18 protein-coding genes and 2 pseudogenes are annotated in these 21,868 nt (G+C 46.3%); 10 read left to right on the forward strand and 10 right to left on the reverse strand.

All coding sequences use genetic code 11. The annotated features are described in order from the left end of the window. Positions 1-3 precede the first annotated feature (3 nt). From L5M18_RS18075 to L5M18_RS18095, 5 genes are all read right to left on the reverse strand, one after another. On the reverse strand, positions 4-867 hold the full coding sequence (locus tag L5M18_RS18075; protein WP_263162565.1) for an HlyD family secretion protein: 864 nt from the start codon (positions 865-867) through the stop codon (positions 4-6). Positions 868-873: 6 nt separating this feature from the next. Next, positions 874-1,074, reverse strand: a complete 201-nt coding sequence (locus L5M18_RS18080) for a DUF1656 domain-containing protein (protein ID WP_263162563.1) — start codon at positions 1,072-1,074, stop codon at positions 874-876. 181 nt (positions 1,075-1,255) lie between these two features. Continuing rightward, positions 1,256-2,611, reverse strand: a complete 1,356-nt coding sequence (gene gorA / locus L5M18_RS18085) for a glutathione-disulfide reductase (RefSeq protein ID WP_113940197.1) — start codon at positions 2,609-2,611, stop codon at positions 1,256-1,258. 147 nt (positions 2,612-2,758) lie between these two features. Then, positions 2,759-3,325, reverse strand: a complete 567-nt coding sequence (locus tag L5M18_RS18090) for a hypothetical protein (protein ID WP_263198080.1) — start codon at positions 3,323-3,325, stop codon at positions 2,759-2,761. Between the two features lie 152 nt (positions 3,326-3,477). Beyond that, positions 3,478-4,269, reverse strand: coding sequence for a hypothetical protein (locus tag L5M18_RS18095; protein WP_263198082.1), 792 nt, complete (start codon positions 4,267-4,269; stop codon positions 3,478-3,480). A 269-nt stretch (positions 4,270-4,538) separates the two neighbouring features. On the opposite strand from L5M18_RS18095, the gene prlC reads away from it, so the two are divergent. Both prlC and L5M18_RS18105 read left to right on the forward strand, forming a co-directional pair. Then, positions 4,539-6,578: an oligopeptidase A gene (prlC, locus tag L5M18_RS18100; RefSeq protein WP_105250706.1), complete on the forward strand. Its 2,040-nt coding sequence runs from the start codon at positions 4,539-4,541 to the stop codon at positions 6,576-6,578. A 175-nt stretch (positions 6,579-6,753) separates the two neighbouring features. Beyond that, on the forward strand, positions 6,754-7,284 hold the full coding sequence (locus tag L5M18_RS18105) for a thioesterase family protein (RefSeq protein ID WP_011791203.1): 531 nt from the start codon (positions 6,754-6,756) through the stop codon (positions 7,282-7,284). A gap of 24 nt (positions 7,285-7,308) precedes the next feature. Here the strand turns inward: L5M18_RS18105 and L5M18_RS18110 are convergent, their stop codons facing one another. Then, entirely contained in the window at positions 7,309-7,956 is a 648-nt protein-coding gene (locus L5M18_RS18110) for a glutathione S-transferase family protein (protein WP_263198084.1), read from the reverse strand. A 206-nt stretch (positions 7,957-8,162) separates the two neighbouring features. On the opposite strand from L5M18_RS18110, the gene L5M18_RS18115 reads away from it, so the two are divergent. The 5 genes and pseudogenes from L5M18_RS18115 (at position 8,163) to L5M18_RS18135 (ending at position 14,726) form a co-directional block, all read left to right on the forward strand. After that, on the forward strand, positions 8,163-8,852 hold the full coding sequence (locus L5M18_RS18115) for a DNA-3-methyladenine glycosylase I (RefSeq protein ID WP_219235075.1): 690 nt from the start codon (positions 8,163-8,165) through the stop codon (positions 8,850-8,852). An 814-nt stretch (positions 8,853-9,666) separates the two neighbouring features. Continuing rightward, complete coding sequence (locus tag L5M18_RS18120; RefSeq protein WP_105250703.1) at positions 9,667-10,812, forward strand: efflux RND transporter periplasmic adaptor subunit; 1,146 nt, start codon at positions 9,667-9,669, stop codon at positions 10,810-10,812. A gap of 9 nt (positions 10,813-10,821) precedes the next feature. Further along, the gene (locus tag L5M18_RS18125; RefSeq protein WP_168826196.1) at positions 10,822-13,956 is read left to right on the forward strand and encodes an efflux RND transporter permease subunit; all 3,135 of its coding nucleotides are present in this window, start codon (positions 10,822-10,824) and stop codon (positions 13,954-13,956) included. A gap of 141 nt (positions 13,957-14,097) precedes the next feature. After that, positions 14,098-14,365 (forward strand): annotated as a pseudogene (locus L5M18_RS18130) (hypothetical protein). 37 nt (positions 14,366-14,402) lie between these two features. Then, complete coding sequence (locus L5M18_RS18135; RefSeq protein ID WP_131524445.1) at positions 14,403-14,726, forward strand: hypothetical protein; 324 nt, start codon at positions 14,403-14,405, stop codon at positions 14,724-14,726. Between the two features lie 56 nt (positions 14,727-14,782). Here L5M18_RS18135 and L5M18_RS18140 read toward each other — a convergent pair whose 3' ends face one another. Continuing rightward, the gene (locus L5M18_RS18140; protein WP_263198087.1) at positions 14,783-16,405 is read right to left on the reverse strand and encodes an AbgT family transporter; all 1,623 of its coding nucleotides are present in this window, start codon (positions 16,403-16,405) and stop codon (positions 14,783-14,785) included. A gap of 559 nt (positions 16,406-16,964) precedes the next feature. Here L5M18_RS18140 and L5M18_RS18145 point away from each other — a divergent pair. The 3 genes from L5M18_RS18145 to L5M18_RS18155 are packed head-to-tail and all read left to right on the forward strand — an operon-like array spanning position 16,965 to position 19,373. After that, positions 16,965-17,531, forward strand: coding sequence for a LemA family protein (locus tag L5M18_RS18145; RefSeq protein WP_105250697.1), 567 nt, complete (start codon positions 16,965-16,967; stop codon positions 17,529-17,531). A gap of 49 nt (positions 17,532-17,580) precedes the next feature. Further along, positions 17,581-18,618 (forward strand): DUF3137 domain-containing protein, encoded by a 1,038-nt coding sequence (locus L5M18_RS18150; RefSeq protein ID WP_263198089.1) that lies wholly within the window; start codon positions 17,581-17,583, stop codon positions 18,616-18,618. Next, positions 18,618-19,373 (forward strand): lytic transglycosylase domain-containing protein, encoded by a 756-nt coding sequence (locus L5M18_RS18155; protein WP_263198091.1) that lies wholly within the window; start codon positions 18,618-18,620, stop codon positions 19,371-19,373. Before L5M18_RS18150 ends, L5M18_RS18155 begins: the two co-directional genes overlap by 1 nt. A gap of 69 nt (positions 19,374-19,442) precedes the next feature. Here the strand turns inward: L5M18_RS18155 and L5M18_RS18160 are convergent, their stop codons facing one another. From L5M18_RS18160 to L5M18_RS18170, 3 genes and pseudogenes are all read right to left on the reverse strand, one after another. Continuing rightward, positions 19,443-20,288 (reverse strand): 23S rRNA (adenine(2030)-N(6))-methyltransferase RlmJ, encoded by an 846-nt coding sequence (locus L5M18_RS18160; protein WP_173497834.1) that lies wholly within the window; start codon positions 20,286-20,288, stop codon positions 19,443-19,445. 92 nt (positions 20,289-20,380) lie between these two features. Further along, positions 20,381-21,592 (reverse strand): GGDEF domain-containing phosphodiesterase, encoded by a 1,212-nt coding sequence (locus tag L5M18_RS18165; RefSeq protein WP_263198092.1) that lies wholly within the window; start codon positions 21,590-21,592, stop codon positions 20,381-20,383. A 43-nt stretch (positions 21,593-21,635) separates the two neighbouring features. After that, positions 21,636-21,868: pseudogene (locus tag L5M18_RS18170) on the reverse strand (IS4 family transposase); the annotation flags it as partial.

Here is a 21,868-nt window from a genome sequence, read left to right on the forward strand (position 1 = left end):
TGACTATTTGTCAGTCTGTAGCTTGATGGAAACTGTCATGCCGACGCTCAGTTCTATGTCCTTAGGAATGCTATCTAGCTGGATATCGACCGGAATACGCTGCGACAACCTCACCCAATTAAAGGTTTGGCCAATTTGCGGTAATAACTGCCCATTAGCGGTGACATTGGTATTGGCAATCGCCTTACCTATGCTGACCACTTTGCCGTGCAAGACATGGCCACCACTCATTAGGCTGACATCGGCGTTTTGACCTATGTGAACCAAGGGGATTTTGGTTTCTTCAAAATAGCCTGTGATATAGAGAGAGTCTTGTTTGACGAGCGAAAATACTGAGTTGCCTTTGCTGACATAGTTGCCATTACGCAGGCTTAAATTGATCAGGGTGCCATTTTCGGGAGCGTGAATTTGCGTCCGCGCTAAGTCAATTTTGGCGGTATTCAATTGTGCCTGTGCGAGTTCATAACTGGTTCTTGCCAGTTCGGTATTGATAAAGGCTTCGTCGAAGGTTTCTTTGCTGACTAAGTTGGCGTTGGTCAAATCGATACGGCGTTTGTATTTATGTTTTGCCAGTTCCCATGTCAATTTTTGGCTTTCCGCTTTGGCATTTAATTCGGCAATTGTGGCCTTGTAGCGGGTATCGTCCACTGTGAACAATACATCACCTTTATTAACGACTTGATTGTCTTTTACATTCAGTTGGTTTACCCAACCGGATACATCTGGCGCTATGGTAATGATTTCGGCGCGAACTCGGCCGTCGCGGGTCCAAGGAGAATAAAGGTAGTGCGACCATATCCAATGTCCGGCGATACCTGCAATCGCGACCACAATAAGGGTGAGGCTGATACGAAAGATTTTTCCCATGAACAATCAACTCCCAAGCAAGTAAATGACCAACGCCAGATAGCAGATAAACAGCCCAACTTCGAACCAAGCTGCGCGCCACAGCTTGTGATAGAGCCCAGTTTGATAGAGTACCCCGCGAGTGATGCAGGAAAGCAGAAAAGCGAAGGGGATAAATATAATTAATGGACTAAATAACAAACCATCGAACGCGAGTTCTTTAAGCATTACGCTATTCATCCCGATAACAGTGGCGCAGCGATAACAGCGCTAAGTGTTTAAAATGCAAAGTACTCAGTCGAGATTATAGGAAAGTCGCGTGAGAGTTAATGGTTTTATGCTATCTGTGATCAATTAGGGCCAGCATAAGCTGGCCCTAAATATGATGAAATCAAAGCGAAAATCGCTTCTACCTCATGGTAACAAACTCTTCCGCGCCCGTGGGGTGGATAGCAACGACCGCATCGAAATCGGCCTTAGTCGCGCCCATTTTCATGGCGACGCCGAAACCCTGAAGGATTTCGTCCATACCAAAACCAATACCATGAATACCAACGACTTTTTCGTCCTTGCCAGCGCAGACTAACTTCATCTTACAGGCTTGGCGATGGGCCGTAACGGCGGTGTACATGGAGGTAAACGTCGACGTATACACTTTGACGTTATCGTCGCCGTATTGAGTACGGGCCTCAGGTTCGGTCAAGCCCATAGTGCCGATAGGTGGATGGCTGAACACAACGGTTGGGATCAGGTTGTAATCCATTTTGGCATCTGTCATACCGTTAAATAAACGCTCAGATAACAAACGGCCCGCTTTAACCGCAACAGGGGTGAGCTCTACGCCGCCCGCCATAATGTCGCCGACACAGTAAATCCCTTTGTGAGTTGTATTTTGCTGCTCATCAGTGATGACATAGCCTTTGCTATCTAATTGCACTTCGGTATTTTCTAGGCCGATATTGCCTGTTGCAGGTGAGCGGCCAATTGCCCAAATTAGGCAATCGACTGTAATGCTTTCACCGTTTTCTAAGTTTAATGTCAGGCTGTCATCGGCATTTTTAACCACGGCTTTTGGCACGCTATGGGTGTGTAATGTCGGGCCTTCGGTTGCCATCGCATCGACGAGAGCATCGACTAATATAGGGTCAAAGTTACGCAGCGGCGCATGTTTACGCACTAATAAGTGAGTTTCACTGCCCAGAGCGTGTAACACGCCAGCGACTTCTACGGCGATATAACCCGCGCCAACAACGGCAACACGCTTAGGTTGCTCGCGTAGGGCGAAGAAACCATCGGAGTCGATACCGTATTGCGCGCCAGGAATGTTCGGAATCGTCGGTGCGCCGCCAGTGGCGATAAGAATGTGATCGGCGGTGTAATGTTCGCCGTCCACTTCGATGGTGTTGCCATCCACAAAACGGCCGTAGCCATTTAACAGCGTCACTTTGTTGTTGGCAAAACCACGGCCATAGGCATCGTGAATACGACCAATGTAGGCTTCGCGGTTTTCGACCAAAGTGTTCCAATCGAATTTATTAACAGTGACGTCGAAACCATAATCTTTGGCGTAAAGGTTCATCGCTTCGGCAACATGGGCGCCATACCACATGACTTTTTTGGGCACACAACCTACGTTTACACAGGTGCCACCCACGTGTTTGGCTTCGATGAGTAGAACCTTAGCACCACGCATTGCCGCTCGGTTTGCTGAGGCGATACCGCCGCTGCCTGCGCCTAGGCAGATATAGTCAAAATGTTGAGCCATGAGTTTCTCCGTCTTACTTCAAGGATGAGATGCTTTACAGCAGAAGGTCATTGTAGGGGGCTTTGTGGTAACAGACCAGCCTATTGCATCACTAACGTATAAGGCATTGCTTTTAATAAAAAATATTACTAAAGCTGCACTCAGTTGTTATCGCGTGGCTGTTTCGCGGCGATATTGGCACTTAGAGTGATCGTTTTGAGCTGGGCCTTCTGCACCACATTTCAAACACTGCCACTCTTTTTGGCGGGCGCTGAGTTCGTCGGCTTGATGTTTAGCAGCGTTATCTTGCTTGTCGCCGAGTAGGGACTCTAGCTGATCCATACGTTTATCGAGCCAACGGCAATTAGGATCATTGGCGACATGTTCACGACTGGCTAGCTGTTGTTTGCGACTGAGTTTTTTACTCTTAGCGGCTTTGTTCGATTGAGTGGCTTTAGTTGATTTAGTGGTTTTGGATGGCTCTGCGGGTGTGACAGTGGGGGGCGAATACTCGAACGCACTTTGCACTTGGTTAGGCACATTAATCGGCTTACCTTCATTGTCGAGCAAAGTGCCTAGGGGCAAAGGCGCGGTTTGTGTCGGTTGCGCTAAGGATTCTAGACTCGGTTCAGGCTCTGGTACCTGCTGCGCATTTGTCGAGCTTGTAGCTTGGATAAAAAGCAGGGGCAAGGTAATGACAGCAGTTCGGATAAGATAGAAATGATGCGTTAACATTCCCTGTTCCTCGGCAAAATCGATGTGAATAGTGAGTCGCTCCGTCGATATTTTGAGTTTAGTTAGTGAGCTTTGTTTTTGCCAAATGTCACGGGATAAATTGACAGAGGAAGGTTGCAATACAGCGCTAGAAACATAGAGCTAAAACGACGTTAAAACGTTATTGCAAAGTGAATGCCGGCATAGGTTTGATCCTGTGAACTCATATCGCCATTGGCTGAGGCTTCTTGCTCAATATCACTCTGGGCAATGCTGTGGCTAATGTGTCCGCTAATACTCATGCTTGGGGTCAGTTGATAATTCGCTTCGAGGCCAAACTGCAGGTTATTACTGCCATCGTGTTCTTCTGTGCGGTATTTAAAATCAAACCCTTGAGTGATATAGGGCGTGAGGCTGAACTGGTCTGTGATATTCCAATAACTGTGCAAACTCACTTCAACAAAGTAGCCTGCCGCCTCTGTGGAATAGACATAACTCACCGATGGTACCAACCAAGCTGTGGCGCTGTAGGCGAGTTCTGCAAATAGCTCGTTATCTTGGCAGCGGCTATTGCTATAGCCTTCAATGCGCTGATATCCCAGATTGGCCTCAAGGTTTTCGGCTAAGTTGAACCCATATTCAAGGCCGATATTCCACTCTGTATAGGCTTGGCTATCACCGCGTCCGACTAAGGCATAAGTGGTTAAGTTGCCGTGTTGAACGGCAGCATTGAGCCAATAAATACCCCCATTTTGCAAGTTATTGCGACCCTGTGAGACATATTTGCTGTCCCAACCTAAATCCAGCGTCACCGCCAAAGGTTCTGTTATCTGGCGGGGTAATATGGTGTTTGAAATACTATCGACTTGTTCTAGGCCCTCATTAGCAACTGCGTTGTGACTAAGGCAGTTGATCCCTAATGTGCAGAGGACGCTGGCGATAAGTTTCACTGAGTGTGTTGCCATATTTTTGCTGATTTTGGTCGAGGTACGTTAGTTATGCAGATAATACCTTTCCCATATACAAACATTAATGCGAATTGATTCGATTTGCGATCGAGATTGCAACAATGTGTAGGTAAATAAAACGTAAATCCTAAATGCGAACTAGTTCACTTTTTTTCAGGGGAAATAGGGTTAAGTAAGGCGTTCGAAGGGGACAATCGGTTTTCTCGCCTTGATAAATAGGCCATTAGCCCTTATTTATAACAGATACAGATTGTTGAGGAGTCAATATGAGCAACCCTTTGCTTAGCGGCGCAAAATTACCGCTTTTTTCACAGATTAAACCGGAACATATTCAAGTCGCCGTTGAGCATGCCATTGCTCAGTGCCGCACTAAGATTGATGAAGTGCTGCAGAACCAAGGTCCTTTTACGTGGGACAACTTGGTCGCGCCATTAGAACAGGTTGACGATGAGCTAAGCCAAATTTGGTCGCCCGTTTCTCATATGAATTCAGTGACTAGCACAGATGAGTGGCGTGCCGCCCATGATGCTTGTTTACCTCTTTTATCGGAATACGGCACTTACGTTGGCCAACACCAAGGTTTGTATCAAGCCTATAAAGCGCTGCGAGCATCCAATGAATTTGCACAATTGAGCCAAGCCCAGCAGATGGTGATAGAGCACAGCCTGCGCGACTTTGAACTATCGGGTATTGGCTTAGATGATGCGCAAAAAGTGCGTTATGGCGAGATTGTAAAACGTCTTTCTGAACTCACCAGTGGTTTTTCTAATCAATTACTGGATGCGACGCAAGCTTGGACTAAGTTGATCACAGATGAAGCTGAGCTTGCTGGTTTGCCTGAGTCTGCCAAAGCCGCTGCTAAAGCGATGGCGCAGTCGCGTGAGCTAGAAGGTTGGTTATTTACCTTAGATTTTCCATCTTATCTACCCGTCATGACCTACAGCGAAAACCGCAGTCTTCGGGAAGAATGCTACCGTGCGTTTGTCACTCGCGCTTCAGATCAAGGTCCCAATGCCGGAGAGTTTGATAACAGCCCGCTGATGGACGAAATTCTTGCTTTGCGCCACGAACTCGCATTGTTACTCGGTTTTGACAGTTTTGCTGACAAATCTCTGGCGACGAAAATGGCTGAAACGCCGGCGCAGGTGATGGCATTTTTAAATGAGTTAGCGCTGCGCTCAAAGGATCAAGCTAAGGCAGAACTGGCTGAGCTGAGAGCGTTTGCCGAGGCCGAATATGGCGTGACTGAAATGGCCTCTTGGGACTTAAGTTTCTATGCTGAGAAGTTGCAGCAGCATAAGTATGAGATTTCACAGGAAATCCTGCGTCCGTATTTCCCCGAAGATAAAGTGCTCTCGGGTTTGTTCTACACAGTATCGCGTTTGTTCGGCCTTAAAATCCTTGAGCAAAAGGATTTTGACCGATGGCATAAAGACGTGCGTTTCTTCGATATTTTCGACGAAACTGACGAACACAGAGGCAGTTTCTACCTCGATTTATATGCCCGCACAGGTAAACGTGGTGGTGCTTGGATGGATGACTGCCGTGTGCGCCGTCAAACCGCCAATGGATTACAAAAGCCAGTGGCTTATTTGACCTGTAACTTTAATGGTCCGGTCGATGGCAAACCTGCGCTGTTTACCCATGATGAAGTGACAACCCTGTTCCACGAATTTGGTCATGGTATCCACCACATGCTGACAAAAATCGATGTTGCAGGCGTGTCGGGTATCAATGGTGTGCCTTGGGATGCGGTCGAGTTACCGAGCCAATTTATGGAAAATTGGTGCTGGCAGGAAGAAGCCTTAGCCGAAATTTCTGGCCACTTCGAAACGGGCGAGCCATTACCTAAAGCCTTGTTGGATAAAATGCTGGCGGCGAAAAACTTCCAGTCTGGCATGATGATGCTGCGCCAACTCGAGTTCTCGTTGTTCGATTTTAGAATGCACCACGAATACGACCCCGCTAAAGGCGCGCGCATTCAAGAAACCTTAGACGAAGTGCGTCGTCAGGTGGCCGTATTAACACCGCCGGATTTTAACCGTTTCCAACATGGATTTGCCCATATTTTTGCGGGCGGTTATGCCGCAGGTTATTACAGCTATAAATGGGCAGAAGTGCTGTCGGCGGATGCGTTTTCTCGCTTCGAAGAGGAAGGTATTTTCAACCCTGAAACGGGTCGTCGTTTCCTGCACAATATCCTCGAAATGGGTGGTTCAGCCGAGCCGATGGACTTGTTCAAACAGTTTATGGGACGCGAGCCGAATATCGATGCCCTGTTAAGACATTCAGGCATTGCTGCATAAGCAATTGTGAGTTTTGATAAATCAGCCCCTTTTAATGGGCTGATTATCTGAGGGTATTTAGCTTAATCGAACGATAAAAAGACGCCCTAGGGCGTCTTTTTTGTGAGCTATATCCCGCTTGCCCTGTGGTATGACCTCTGTTAGCCTGTGGCTCTTATTTCAAGGGCGGCGCGTTATGAATCTGTATTTTCGTTTGTTTTGGTTGTTATTCTGGCGCACGCGCCATTGTCGTAAGATCGATTTTCTAGGGACAAGCCGTATCACTTATCGTGCTTTACCGAGCGATTGCGATATCAATTTCCATCTCACTAATTCTCGCTATCCCGCGTTTATGGATCTGGCGCGGACCTATATGTTGGCTGAGATGGGTCTGCTGAAACGTTTCTTAAAGTTGAAGTGGATGCCAATAGTCAACGCCGCCGAATTTACTTATATTCGCGATATTAAGCCGCTAAAAACCTTTGAGATTGAAACCAAAGTCGTCGGTTGGGATGAAAAGTATTTTTATATTGAACAACGCTTTGTGAGCGAACGTGGCCTACATTGTATCGTCCATGTACGCGGTGTGTTTGTGTGCAAAGGTAAGCAAGTGCCGTTAGATGTACTCGTGAAAGAAGCGGGTTATACCGATCCTGCACCTGAGTTGCCGCCCGAAGTCGTGAAGTGGAAAGCGTTTTTGCAGTTGAAGAAAGAACGCAATATGTGATTGTGTTGAGGCATGACTTACTCGCTAAGGTATGCCTCTTATTCCTGCCGTTTCCTCCATCTCAGCCAGTAACACCTCTTCTTGTACTAACATCCAAGCGCCACGCAGTTGTGCCTGTTGCCAATAGCGCACGATTTCATCTAAATCCAACAGGTTTAGATGTTGGAAGCTATAGCTTAAACAAGGGATGAGTGCACAGTCGGCTAAGGTAAAACTGTCGCCACAGACCCAATGATGTTGTGTGAGTTGCGCGTCTAAGCGTTGAAACTGTGTCAGTAGTTGCTTCTCTAATTGTTTGATTTCGAATTCATTGCTGTCTTCTATATGCTTTAACTTTTCTAATTGAAATAATGGGTTGTTAATATCATTGTCTATGATGCGATCGAACAAACGTACCTGTAAGTTGCGTTGTGGTTCTTGTGGCAGCAGCTGGGTACTGTTTTTAAAATGCCTATCTAAGTACTCGATAATAATGCTGGATTCGGGTATCAGCTGTTTATTTTGGGCTTTAAGCAGGGGGATTCGCGCTTGCGGATAACGTTGGTGAAATTCCTTGCGAGACAAAGGGTCGCGTAGATCTATGATTCTGGGATAGAAGTTGGCCTGCTTTTCATAAAGTGCGATGAGCACTTTCTGTGAATAGCGTGATAACGGGTGATAAAAAAGCTCCATAGGCACTCACTCCAAACCCAGTCTTTTGCGGACTTTACGTTTTAACTTTAGTCGTAATTGAAGCGCTTGCTGTAAGAGTTTTCTTAAAAAATGCTGGAATAAACACAATTTTTCTTGGCAAAGCCAAGTGATCCATCAGGGATAAGAATCGGTATTATGAGCCCATATAGAAAGTGTCGGGATTTAATCATTTTAAAGGTAATAATATGAGCCAGTTAGAGCGTTTTTCATCTATTTATGCCAGAGCCAGTGAGCGCAAAGGCGGACCTGCTGGACTCGAAGCCTTATTGTCTGGTTGCCTGTCTGATGATGAAATTCGCCAATATCGGGATGCTGAATTATTGTCGGCAATGAGCCGTCAGGTGTTTCAAAGTGGTTTTGTATGGCGGGTGGTGGTTAACAAATGGCCCGAGTATGAGAAGTCTTTCTTTGGGTTCGAACCACATAAAGTATTAATGTTATCGCCTGAGCAAATTCAAGCGCGGGCAAGTGATGCGACCTTGATTCGCCATCTTAAAAAGACTCAAGCCATTTATGATAACGCTCTGATGATCCACGATGTTGCTCGCGAACATGGCAGTTTGGCGCAACTGATCGCCGCTTGGCCGACACAGGATATTATTGGTTTGTGGGCGTTGTTGAAGAAACGAGGTACTCGATTGGGCGGCAATACGGGTCCCTATTTTCTGCGCGGTATTGGCAAAGATACTTTTTTGTTAACCGATGATGTACAAGGTTATTTTAAAGCACATAAGTTAGTCGATGCGGGCTTTTCATCACAAACGGCGCTTAAGCAAGTGCAAGCCGTATTTAATCAGTGGCAACAGGAGTCGGGTCGTTGTTTGGCTGATATCAGCCGTATTTTGGCTTGCAGCGTGGGCGATAATCGAATTTAGTCCTGTTAAGTTGTGATTGAAGATGAACAAATTAGTTTTAATAGACAAATATTGCTTTGCTAGCAATATTTGTCATTACAGAAGCATTATTTGTGGGAGTCTGAGTTTCATTTAATGGGGTATTAATCTGAATTTCGGGTTTGCTCCGTTTTGGGGTAACCACTAAAATAGCCCGCTAGCTATTATTTGTGACGGTTTAATTGTGTGGCGTTGACTCATAACGCTGGCGCTGCCTTTTAGCCGTGCACAAATAGTAGATGTAATAAACTGCACAGCAATCCGCTATCGGATGTATTCATGTTTTTACGCACAAGCAGTCTGAAGCCAGCTCTTTGCTTACTCTCTTTCGGTATTGTCAGTCTTGATAGGGTCGTTTTTAACGACTTGATGCTGAGAGTGGCCTGAGTAAAAACAAGCGCGCTGCGTTTTCGTCTCTATGTACAAATTATTGCAACAAGTGACGGTTAAGCTAACGTCATTGAGCTGTGGGCCTTGGCCTGCCGCAAGTCTAGAATATGAACAGATTTGCAACATATTCAATATGGAGTAGGCTTATTGGGTGTTTTACGGCATATCTCCCTAACAATGCCACTCAAAGTTAACCGATTTTTTAAATCGAATAACAATTCGATGAATATAGTAATGCTGAATGAGTGAAAATTTTCATTAGTTTACAATTTAGTTTCGTTATCTTCCTTGTTGATTCATATAGGCTATGAGATAAATAACGGATTTGATTTTAGTTACAATTACGGCTCGTGTCAGCGCAATAAGTGTACTGGTATGTGGGCAGTTAATATTTGAAGGAGTTCTCATGCGGCAGACAATTAAACTTGCCTCAGTTATAAGCGTGGCGTTATGGATGGCAGCTTGCAGCCCTCAAGAAGAGAGCGCTCAGGCGGGTGCTGGTCCACGTAGTATGGAAGTGGGAATCCTTAATGTTGTTGCCCAGCCACAAGTGATTCAGGTGGAATTACCTGGACGCAGTAAAGCTTTCCTCGAGGCTGAAGTTCGTCCACAGGTTAACGGTATTATCACTAAGCGTAGTTTTGTTGAAGGTGGCAATGTGAAACAGGGTGAATCCTTGTATCAGATTGACTCTTCAACTTATAAAGCTGCTTTAGTGAGTGCCAATGCTGATTTAGCCAGAGCGAATGCGGGCTTAGCCTCAGCAAAAGCTAAGGCGGCACGTTATCAGCAATTGGTAAAAACCAACGCCATCAGTAAGCAAGAGTTCGATGAAGCTGAAGCGGCTTATAAAGAAGCATTGGCAAATGTTACCGTGGCTGAAGCTGCGATTAACACCGCTAAAATCAACCTGCAATATACTGAAGTATTAGCACCTATCTCTGGTCGTATCGGTAAATCGAGTGTGACTGCGGGTGCGTTAGTCACTGCCAACCAGAGCCAAACGCTGGCGACGATTCAACAACTTGATCCTATCAATGTGGATATCGCGCAATCGAGTGCTCAGTTGTTACGTCTTAAAGCTAAGTTGCAGCAAGGTAAACTACAAGCTTCAGAAAATGCAGACGTGAAATTATTGCTTGAAGATGGTACTCAATATAGTCATCCGGGTAAGTTGCAGTTCGCTGAAGTGAGCGTGGATCCAAACACTGGCTCAGTTATTCTGCGCGCAGAATTCCCTAACCCTGAAGGTATCTTGTTACCTGGCATGTATGTTCGCGCTATGTTAAATGCGGGTACTGATCCACAGGCTATCTTGGTTCCACAAAAAGCGATTACGCGTAACTCTAAGGGTGAAGCTGTGGCTATGGTGGTGAATGACCAAGGTTTAGTCGAAGCGAAAACAGTGACGACCGCAGAAGTGATTAACAACCAATGGCGAGTCACTTCTGGTTTAACTGTGGGCGACAAGTTGATTGTGGAAGGATTACAGAAAGTTCGTCCCGGCGCTCCAGTAACCACCAAAGTTATTTCTGAAACGCAAGCACAATAGGGCATAGCTATGGCACGTTTTTTTATTGATCGCCCCATCTTTGCGTGGGTGATCTCCTTGATTATTATGCTGGCGGGGATCCTCTCGATCCGCTCGCTGCCAGTGTCCCAATATCCTAACATTGCACCACCGACCGTGGTGATCAGTGCTAACTATCCTGGCGCTTCCGCTAAGATTGTTGAAGATTCTGTGACTCAGGTGATTGAGCAACGTATGACGGGTATCGATCACCTCCGTTATATCGCCTCAGCCAGTGACAGTTTTGGTAATGCTGAGATCACTTTAACCTTTAACGCTGAAGCCGATCCGGATATTGCACAGGTTCAAGTACAGAACAAGTTACAGGGCGCTATGACCCTGTTACCGCAAGAGGTGCAGGCGCAAGGGGTTAACGTTAACAAGTCGAGTTCAGGCTTCTTAATGGTATTAGGCTTCGTATCGACCGATGGTTCGTTAGATAAAGGCGATATCGCTGACTATGTTGGTGCGAACATTCAAGATCCTATGAGTCGCGTACCTGGCGTAGGTGAAATTCAGCTGTTTGGTGCCCAATATGCGATGCGTATATGGCTTGATCCGTTGAAATTGACTCAATACAACTTGACCAGTTTAGACGTTATCGCAGCGATTCGTTCTCAAAACGCTCAAGTTTCAGCTGGACAGTTAGGTGGCGCGCCCTCTGTGGCTGGCCAAGAGTTGAACGCAACGGTATCGGCTCAAAGCCGCTTACAAACGGCAGAAGAGTTCCGCAAAATAATCCTTAAATCGGATATTTCAGGCGCAAACGTCTTCCTAAGTGATGTGGCACGGGTTGAATTAGGTTCTGAAAGTTATGCTGTGGTGTCACTGTATAACGGTCAACCTGCGACAGGGTTAGCGATTAAGCTGGCAACGGGTGCTAACGCACTTGATACTGCTGAAGCTGTTCGTGAAAAAATTGCTGAGATGAAACCTTTCTTCCCGCAAGGGCTAGAAGTTGTTTATCCATACGATACAACGCCTTTCGTTGAAAAATCGATAGAAGGTGTAGTACATACCTTGCTTGAAGCTATTGTACTAGTGTTCATCATCATGTACCTCTTCTTGCAAAATTTCCGCGCAACTTTGATCCCGACTATTGCGGTACCTGTGGTATTGCTGGGAACCTTTGCGATTCTGTCGTTAGCGGGTTTCTCGATTAACACTTTAACCATGTTTGCTATGGTGCTCGCCATTGGTTTGTTGGTGGACGATGCGATTGTGGTGGTGGAAAACGTCGAGCGGGTAATGGCCGAGGAGGGCTTAAGTCCACTGGAAGCGACGCGTAAGTCGATGGATCAAATTACCGGTGCTTTAGTCGGTATCGGTCTGACCCTCTCCGCAGTGTTTGTCCCTATGGCATTTATGTCAGGTTCAACGGGGGTTATTTATCGTCAGTTCTCTATCACTATCGTATCTGCGATGGCGTTGTCTGTTCTAGTTGCTTTGATTTTAACACCTGCACTTTGTGCGACTATGCTCAAACCGATTAAGAAGGGCCATGCTCATATCGAAACTGGCTTCTTTGGTTGGTTTAACCGTAGTTTCGATAAACTGACTAATCGTTATGAGTCGAGCGTTGCTGGGATCATCAAGCGCGGCTTTAGAGTGATGGCGATTTACGTTGTGCTGGTTATTGCAGTGGGTTGGATCTTTATCCGTATGCCTACGGCGTTCTTACCAGATGAAGACCAAGGTATTTTGTTCACGCAAGCCATTTTGCCGACTAACTCAACTCAAGAAAGCACCTTAAAAGTATTGGAGAAAGTGTCTGATCATTTTATGGCTGAGGAGGGCGTGAGATCGGTGTTTAGCGTGGCGGGCTTCAGTTTTGCGGGTCAAGGGCAAAACATGGGTATCGCCTTCGTTGGTTTGAAGGATTGGTCTGAGCGTGAAGCGTCTGGTATGGATGTGAAGTCTATTGCTGGTCGCGCTATGGGTGTGTTCGGTCAGATGAAAGATGCCTTAGTATTCGCCTTCGTACCGCCTGCGGTAATCGAGTTGGGGACGGCGAACGGTTTCGACATGTACCTGCAGGATAAGAACGGCCAAGGCCACGAGAAGTTAGTGGCGGCACGTAATCAACTGCTTGGTATGGCGGCACAGAATCCAAATCTGGTGGGTGTGCGTCCAAACGGTCAAGAAGATGCGCCAATTTATCAATTACATGTAGATCACGCTAAGTTGAGCGCGTTAGGCATTGAAATCACTAATGTGAACAATGTGCTTGCAACGGCTTGGGGTGGTTCTTATGTGAATGACTTTATTGACCGTGGTCGCGTGAAGAAAGTATATGTGCAAGGTGATGCCCAGTATCGTATGCAACCGGGAGATTTAGATTCTTGGTACGTGCGCAATAACAAGGGTGACATGGTGCCATTCTCTGCGTTTGCCACTGGTGCATGGGAATACGGTTCTCCACGTTTAGAACGCTTTAACGGTTTACCATCGATGAACATTCAGGGTGCCACAGCTCCTGGATTCAGTACCGGTGCAGCTATGACAATTATGGAAGACTTAGCCAAGCAGCTTCCTCCTGGTTTTGGTGTCGCGTGGAACGGTCTATCTTATGAAGAACGTCTATCGGGTAACCAAGCGCCAGCGCTGTATGCTCTGTCGATCTTAGTGGTCTTCTTAGTATTGGCAGCACTCTATGAAAGCTGGTCGGTACCCTTTGCAGTTGTGCTCGTGGTTCCGCTCGGGATCATCGGTGCCTTGATTGCAATGAATGGTCGCGGCTTGCCAAACGACGTGTTCTTCCAAGTGGGGCTGTTAACCACAGTAGGGTTAGCGACTAAGAACGCCATCTTGATTGTGGAATTCGCTAAAGAGTTCTATGAGAAAGGTTCAGGCTTAGTTGAGGCGACCTTACATGCGGTGCGTGTGCGTCTTCGCCCCATCTTAATGACGTCTCTAGCCTTTGGTCTGGGTGTTGTGCCGTTAGCTATCAGTACCGGTGTAGGCTCTGGTAGTCAAAACGCCATTGGTACAGGTGTACTCGGCGGTATGATGAGCTCGACTTTCCTAGGGATCTTCTTCGTACCATTATTCTTCGTGATAGTGGAGCGTCTCTTCAGTAAGCGCGAGAAGAAAGGTAAAGAACAGAAGCCAAACTCAGCTGAATAAGCTCGATCGTTTCTAAACTTCTAAACTAAAGCCCTGCAATTGCAGGGCTTTTTGTTATTTTAATGCTGTTAGTTATAAAGATGGATAGGCACTGTCCGCGAGTTCTGGCATATTGCGCTGAGGCAGTTAAGAGGACGAAACATGGATGATGCTGCGTTGGAATTGCAAAAACTAGATGCACTCATTGCTAAGGGTAAGATGTACGTCATTTTGGTCTTTGGCGTATTGTTCTGGGGTATGCTGACGTCCCTCGTGGTCGCCTTAATACATTATTTTATCTCGGGCGATCCATTCTGGGCGGAACTGCAAAGAGCGCTCTATATTTATCCCATTGGCGGTATTTTATTTGGTTGGTTTGTGTGGGTGGGTGCAGATTAATCGTAAGCGAGATAAACTTCGCGCCCAATAGTATCAATAGTTGTGGTTAAGCTGAGTGTAGGAGTGACATGGTGTTTTCGTGGGGTAATCTTGCCACTAAGCAACTTATCGTGGGAATGGTATGCCATGGCATAGCGCTGGCATTTTTGGCCTATGGCGTTTATGCATTTTACTTGCAGGAGCTTGTACTACCAGAGTTAACTCGCTGTGTCGGTGCTGCTGTGTTATTTGTGGGCATGGGGTTAGCTCCTCAATTATTTTTTATGTCAGTGAGCCAGATAGTATCGCAAGCTGAGGACTCGACATTAAAATCTACCCTACAGACCTATGTGTTTAATCTAGGTATTTTTTTGATGATCTGCAGTCTGTTAATGGAATGGCTATACGACTAAAGCTATCGAATAAAGAAAGGGCGTCGACTTTATCATCGACGCCTTTTTTATTGCGGTTAAGGCGTGTAGTAAGTCGCGGCTCCCGGCCCAACGGGCAGACCAAAGCCAAATACCCACAGGAAGAAGAACGCTGTCCAACCCACGAAAAACACGAGCGAGTACGGCAGCATAGTGGCGATCAGCGTACCTATCCCTAGGTTTTTCTGGTAACGACAGGCAACCGCTAAGATTAAACCAAAGTAGCTCATCATAGGTGTGATTAAGTTAGTCACCGAATCCCCAATACGGTACGCCGCTTGAATCGTTTCGGGCGCATAACCAACCAGCATCAGCATAGGCACAAAAATAGGAGCGGTAATGGCCCACTGGGCCGAGGCACTGCCAAGCATCAAGTTGATAATGCCGCAGAGCATAATAAAGAACAAAAATACGATCGGGCCCGTCAAGCCAATGGATTGCAGAGCATCTGCACCTAACACCGCCAATACTGCACCTAAATTACTCCAGTTGAAGAAGGCGACAAACTGCGCGGCGAAAAAGACGAGGACGATATACATGCCCATAGTGCTCATGCTGTGGGACATGGCATTGATGACATCTTTATCATTTTTGATGCTGCCCACGACTTTGCCGTAAATAAAGCCAGGTATGGCAAAACAGATAAAGATAAAGGCGACTATGCCCTTGAGGAATGGCGAACCTGAGATGAGACCGGTTTCAGGATGGCGCAGCGGTGCGCCTTCTGGTACGACTGAAATCGCTAAAATAACCGCGAGCACTAACATAGATAACCCAGCCCATTTTAAGCCGCGTTTCTCAATAGTACTGATGCTCTCCATCGATTGCAGTACGGTTTCGTCTGCATCATCATCTTGGTATTGACCTAACTTAGGTTCGACGATTTTTTCGGTGACAAAGGCGCCAAGGAAAGTGATCACAAAGGTGGAGACAAACATGAAGTACCAGTTTACTTCTGGGCCGACGTTGTATTGAGGATCTATCATGCGCGCCGCAGCTTCGGTAATGCCCGATAGCAAGGGATCGACAGTACCAAGCAACAAGTTAGCGCTATAACCTCCTGAAACCCCGGCAAAAGCGGCAGCTAAACCTGCAAGTGGATGGCGGCCAAGGGAGTGGAAAATCATCGCCGCCATAGGGATAAGTACCACATAGCCAAGCTCGGCAGCGGTGTTGGACATAATGCCGGCAAATACTATGGTCACAGTGACTAATCGTTTAGAGGCACCCATGACTAAGGCGCGCATAGCCGCAGATAATAAGCCAGATCGTTCGGCAATCCCGACGCCGAGTAGTGCCACGAGCACAGTGCCGAGCGGCGTAAAGCCGGTAAAGTTGGTCACTAGATGCGAGACTATCATCCGCAAACCTTCGGCGTTCATCAGGCTCACCACATGGATTAAACCGTCGGCACTGCGGCCGTGTGAGCCAATAGGTCTAGGATCGACCACGGTTAACCCAAAGTAGCCCGCAATACCTGAAATAATGACTACGGCAACACAGAACAGTGCGAATAAGGTGATTGGATGGGGCAGCAGATTGCCTAAGCGTTCAACAATATTGAGAAAACGTACAAACCAACCACTAGAGCTGATATCGCCCTGTTGTGGATTGGGTTCAGAAGCTTTTTGTGGGGGAATATCGCCGGAATTAAAACTCATCGTCCTTCCTTTATGTCGACCTTTACGCAGCGCAATATTTTGACCCTATAACAGACTCGAGACATTGCCGACGGCCGATTGTGGATGACGTGGCTGAGGGGATAACTCTAGGTGCAAGACTCGGAGTGAAAGCTAAGGTAAAAGTTAAAAAATTAGCGGCAAAGTATGATTGTTAAGTTTTAATTGAAACTTAAATGTTGCTATTGACTGTGTTGAAGTGAGCAGGGCTAAAATTAGGATAAAAAAATGGACTCTCGAGGAGTCCAGTATTCACGAGCAAAATTGGATGCTCTAATGTTGTGCCATATCACTATAGACCTTGTTTGCTGTATCGGAGCTGAATATTGATAAATTTATAGGTTAAATGCTGTTTTTTATGCAGATGATCACTTTTCATCGTTGAATATGGCCAGTTTCGTTGATGATTGCTCGTTAGATAACATCGCCAGCTCTGACCAGCGAGTAATTTCATTGTCTTAATCAGCCTGCAGGTGAAATTTTCACTCATTTATGGTTAGCTGTATCCTATTAACAAGAATAAGAAACCTAAGGATGGAAGATGGAAAAATTGTTATTGGGATTAACGCTGATTTTTATCGTGACCTATCTTTGGTACGTCAGCCTAGTCAAAAAGCGCAATACCGCGCTCGAAGCCTTGTCGGGTATCGATGTACAGCTGACCAAGCGTGCCGACCTTGTGCCTAATATTCTAAAAATTGCTAAACGATTTATGGAGCATGAAAAGTCACTGCTCACTGAAATCACCGAATTGCGGACTCTGCTAAGCCATAATTACAACAAGGCCGACCCTAGCGCAGTTAAAGAACATTTAGTTCAGGCTGAGCGGTTGAACGACAAAATGAGTACCTTGATGGTGAATGTGGAGAACTATCCTGAGCTCAAGTCCGACAACACTATGTTGCAGGCGATGCAGACCTATAACGAGGTCGAAGCGCATATCTCAGCTGCGAGGCGTTTTTACAACTCGGCAGTTTCCGAGCTTAATACTGCGGTAGAAATCTTCCCCGGCTCGATTATCGCTTCTATGGCGAGTATTAAAGTGATGCCATTCTATGAGGTAAGCGAAGCGGCAAAAGCGCCCGTAGATGCGGCCGAATACTTGTAAGCTTAGCAGTGCAGGGTGAGTTATTACCCTGCAATACTATGACATCAATATGAATATCATCACTTTTATTTTAGGTAGCCCGATTCGGACTTATCGGGGGCCTGTTGGTTTGTCTGCGGATTTGGACGAACTACCTCAACTCGAAGCCTATTACGAAGAATATATCGCTCCAATCAGTCGCAAATATGAAACTAAGCGTGTGGCTTGCCTTAAGGCGGCGCGTAAACGTTTGTATTTGAGTTTGATGATAGTGCTTGGGCTGAGCTTGCTCACCGTTATTGGCTACTACAGCGGTGGCGCTTATTTCCCGCCTTTGCCATTGCTTGCCTTAGTCGGATTAAGCTGGTGGAGCTTTGCTCCGACTCGTGAGTTTAAGCATTTGGTTCAAAATGATATTTATCCGCTGATGTTTAAATATTTCGGCGATGATTTTATTTATAGCCGCGAAATGCGCCTCGACATGAATCGACTCGTTGCGGCTAAAGTATTACCGCGATACGACAAAGTCAGCTTCGGTGACTATATACAAGGCTGCTATAAGGGCGTTGAGTTGACGGTCAATGAGCTTACCCTGACCAAGAATGTGCAAGTCGAAGAGCTGGATGTCGGTACGAATAGGCGCAGAACTGTGACCCGCACGGAAACCCAGTTTCGTGGCTTAGTGGTTGAGCTGAGTAGTCATAAAGCGTTTATGGGTCATACTGTTGTGCTGAGGGATCGCGGTGGTTTAGCCAATTTCCTGTCCGACAGCCATGCGGGACTGGTACGAGTCAAACTTGAAGATCCGCAATTTGAAAAAGAGTTCGACGTGTTTTCAACGGATCAAATCGAGTCACGCTATTTGCTCAATACGGCATTTATGGAGCGCTTACAGGAGCTTGCCAAACATTTCGATGGCAATATTCAATGTGCATTTTTCCGCAATAAACTAACTTTGTTCCTACCGAATCGCAGAACGCATTTTCAAATGCAGTCCATTTTTCATGGCGCGACCTTTTCAGTAGAATTTAGTCAGATAAACCGAGAAATGAAGCAACTCTTTGCTATTATTGAAGTACTTAAACTTAATCAGTACACGGGACTTTGATGTTGCTTACTCGCTCAGCGCTTGCTCGTACACTGACTTTTGCAGCCTTTTCATTGCCCTGCAGATTTGAGGGGCTAGGCCTGTGCTTATTATTGATATCGAGTTTGATGATAAATGCAAATGCTGAGGAGGCGCGCGAAAAAGCTAAGCCGCGTATTGTGGCGCGGTACTCACAGAGCGGCATAGTGAGTCGTGAAGGTTTAGAAAAACTCAAAATTTATCAATACCAACAAGCTAATGGTGTCACCGTATTTACCGACAAAGCCCCCGCAAATAACCAGTATCAAATTTTGTTATATGACTGTTTTGCCTGTCGTCCCGATTCGACCATAGATTGGAATGGTATTCGGCTATTTACCGCTAATTATGATGCCCTGATCTCCCATGCCGCCCATAAGCATCAACTTGATCCCGCCTTAATCCGCGCGGTGATCCACGCGGAATCAGCCTTTAATGCGCGTGCATTGTCGCGTACTGGCGCTATGGGATTGATGCAATTAATGCCAGAAACGGCGAAAGAAATGGGGGTAGCAAATGCGTTTTTACCCGAAGAAAATATCTTAGGTGGCAGTAAGTATCTGGCGCAGATGCTAAAACAGTTTAATGGTGATGTCGCATTGGCCTGTGCGGCTTACAATGCGGGGCCGACGACCGTGGTTCAGTACAATGGCATTCCGCCCTATCCTGAAACCCAAGCCTATGTTGAGCGTGTGAAAATTTTATTGAAGCGTTACCGCGAGCAGAAGGACGTTTAGTTGCCGCATTGATAAGCTAAAATGAAGTGGCGAAAATCCGGAGATCATCGCCGCCATTTGAGTCGAAGGTTACTCGCCGACTTCCCATTTTACAGTAATGTTACCGTCCACTTGTCCAAGTGTTTTACCTAAGTAATCCATTAATTCAGTTGCGATTTCGTCTAACTGCCAAGGTGGATTGATGATCCATAATCCTGCCGCAGTCATGCCAAATTCATCTGAATCGGGCTTAATGGCTTGTTCAATTCTCAGCTGACGTTTAATGCCACTGTTGGCGAGGCGCGATAACATACCTTCGGTCTGAGCGCGATTTACGACTGGATACCACAGGATAAACACACCCGTAGCAAAACGCTTGTGCGCTTTTATCAGGGTTTCGGCCACATCTTGGTAGTCGGTTTTCATCTCGTAGCTAGGATCTACTAGCACCAGAGCACGACGCTCTAATGGTGGTACTGCGGCGATAAGGCCTTTTAAGCCATCACCTTTGATCACTTTAACTTGTCTGTCTTCGCAGAAATAATCATCCAATAACACATAATCAGTGCTGTGCAGCTCGTGCAAGACCATGCGATCTTTAGGCCCTAGCTCCATGTCGATAATGGCGGGTGAACCTGGGTAGAAGTTGAGTTCGTCTGGATTTTCTTCATTAAAATGGCGCACGGCGGCGACATAGTCCTGCAGCGATTGCGGCAGATCAGTTTTATCCCAAAGCTTAGCTACACCTTCGAGGTATTCACCGGTTTTTTGTGCAAATTCATCGCTTAAAGCATAACCACCCGCACCCGCATGGGTATCGATATACACGAGTGGTTTGTCTTTCTTGTGCATCAGCTGCAAGGTTTGAAGCAAGATGGCGTGTTTCAACACATCGGCATAATTGCCAGCGTGATAACCATGGCGGTAACTTAACATGGGGGATCCTAGTAATTTGCAAACAAAGCAAAGAGAGGCAAATGCCAGTCGCTAATTATACCTGCGATGCTTGTAGGCGTAAATTTAATGCCTCAGTTGGCGCTCTGTTTATTAGCAAACCAGTGTGTGGGGGTTTGCATTTGAAAAGTTTTCAGCCAGAGATTCGCTGGTGCGGGTTTACCGAATAAATAACCTTGAAATTGTTCGCATCCTAGCGCAGTGAGCTGCAATAACTGGGCTTCGGTTTCGATACCTTCGGCAATGACGTTGAGTTTTAAGCTCTTGGCTAACAGGATGGCAGCGTTAACAATTTGGGTATGGCGTTCACTAATGCCCATTTGACTGACAAAGTAACGGTCGATTTTAATTGTGTCGGCACTGATATCAATGAGCTGGCTTAATGACGCATGGCCAGTGCCAAAATCGTCAATGGCGATAGAAACCCCCATGCGAGCTAAGGTGTTTAAGCGTCGTCCTGTTTCTTTATGGGTTGAAAATACAGAGGTTTCAGTAATTTCAATTTCCAACAATGGGATGAGTTCAGGATGATTCATATAGGTTTGGATCAACACCTTAAAGAAGCGATCCGACAGAATATCTTGCCCAGATAAATTAAAGGCTATCCTGACCAGAGGCACATTTTTCGGCCAAGAACGGATCAGTTGTAGTAATTGCCTGAAGACTTTTATCGCAAAAATCGCCTGTAATTGGGATGACTCTATGATAGGGATAAACGTGTTCGGCATAATCATAGTGCCGTCTTCATCGAACATTCTTGCCAGTGCTTCAAAGCTAATAATGTGGCCATCGGCCCTTACTTTAGGCTGTAGCCACATTTCCAGACGATTATGTTTCAATGCGTCGCGAATTTTAGCTTTCTGCGATGAGGCTTCGAGAAGATTATTAATCAAACCAATGTAATACACCATGACTGGGCTAGCTTGGGTGGTTTGCTTAATGGCAATTAAACATTGTTCCGCGGCTTGCTGCGGTGAGGCTTTATTACCCGAACTGCAACCGACTCGGCACTCGAGATGATATTCAATCTGTTGTTCATGTTTAAGTTGCAGGTTTGTTGGAATACGCTCGCGTAATTGTAGCGCTAGGTTTTCGGGGGAGATCAGCGGCAGGCTGGTAAACTCAAGCGCAAACGAGGCTCCCCTAAACCGGTATATTTTTGCGTGATGCCCAAAGCGATTTTTGAGTTCGGTCGCAAAGGCTTTTAGGATGGCATCCCCGATGCTGATACCGAAGGCGGCATTGATTTGACTAAGATTATCAATTTTGACTATGGCAACGGTCATATCCAAGTGGATCGTGCTTGGGGCTGGGTTCTGAAGGATCCCCTCATAAATCAGCCATAGCATAGCCATATTTGAGCAACTGATTGGCGAATAATACCCAGGCCGCCAGCAATTCTTTCTCCGTGATTTGATAATCAGGCCGCCTGAGTACCTCCAATCCCAAGCGAATCGTTGAGAGTACCGTTCGATGCCCAATGGTATTGGCCTGAAAATGCTTATCCCAGCCCTGTTGCTGTGCGTGTAAACCAACTAGCCACAACAGGCATTGAACCATCA

Origin of the sequence: Shewanella sp. SM20, from assembly GCF_025654545.1 — a bacterium.
Classification (GTDB): domain Bacteria; phylum Pseudomonadota; class Gammaproteobacteria; order Enterobacterales; family Shewanellaceae; genus Shewanella; species Shewanella oncorhynchi.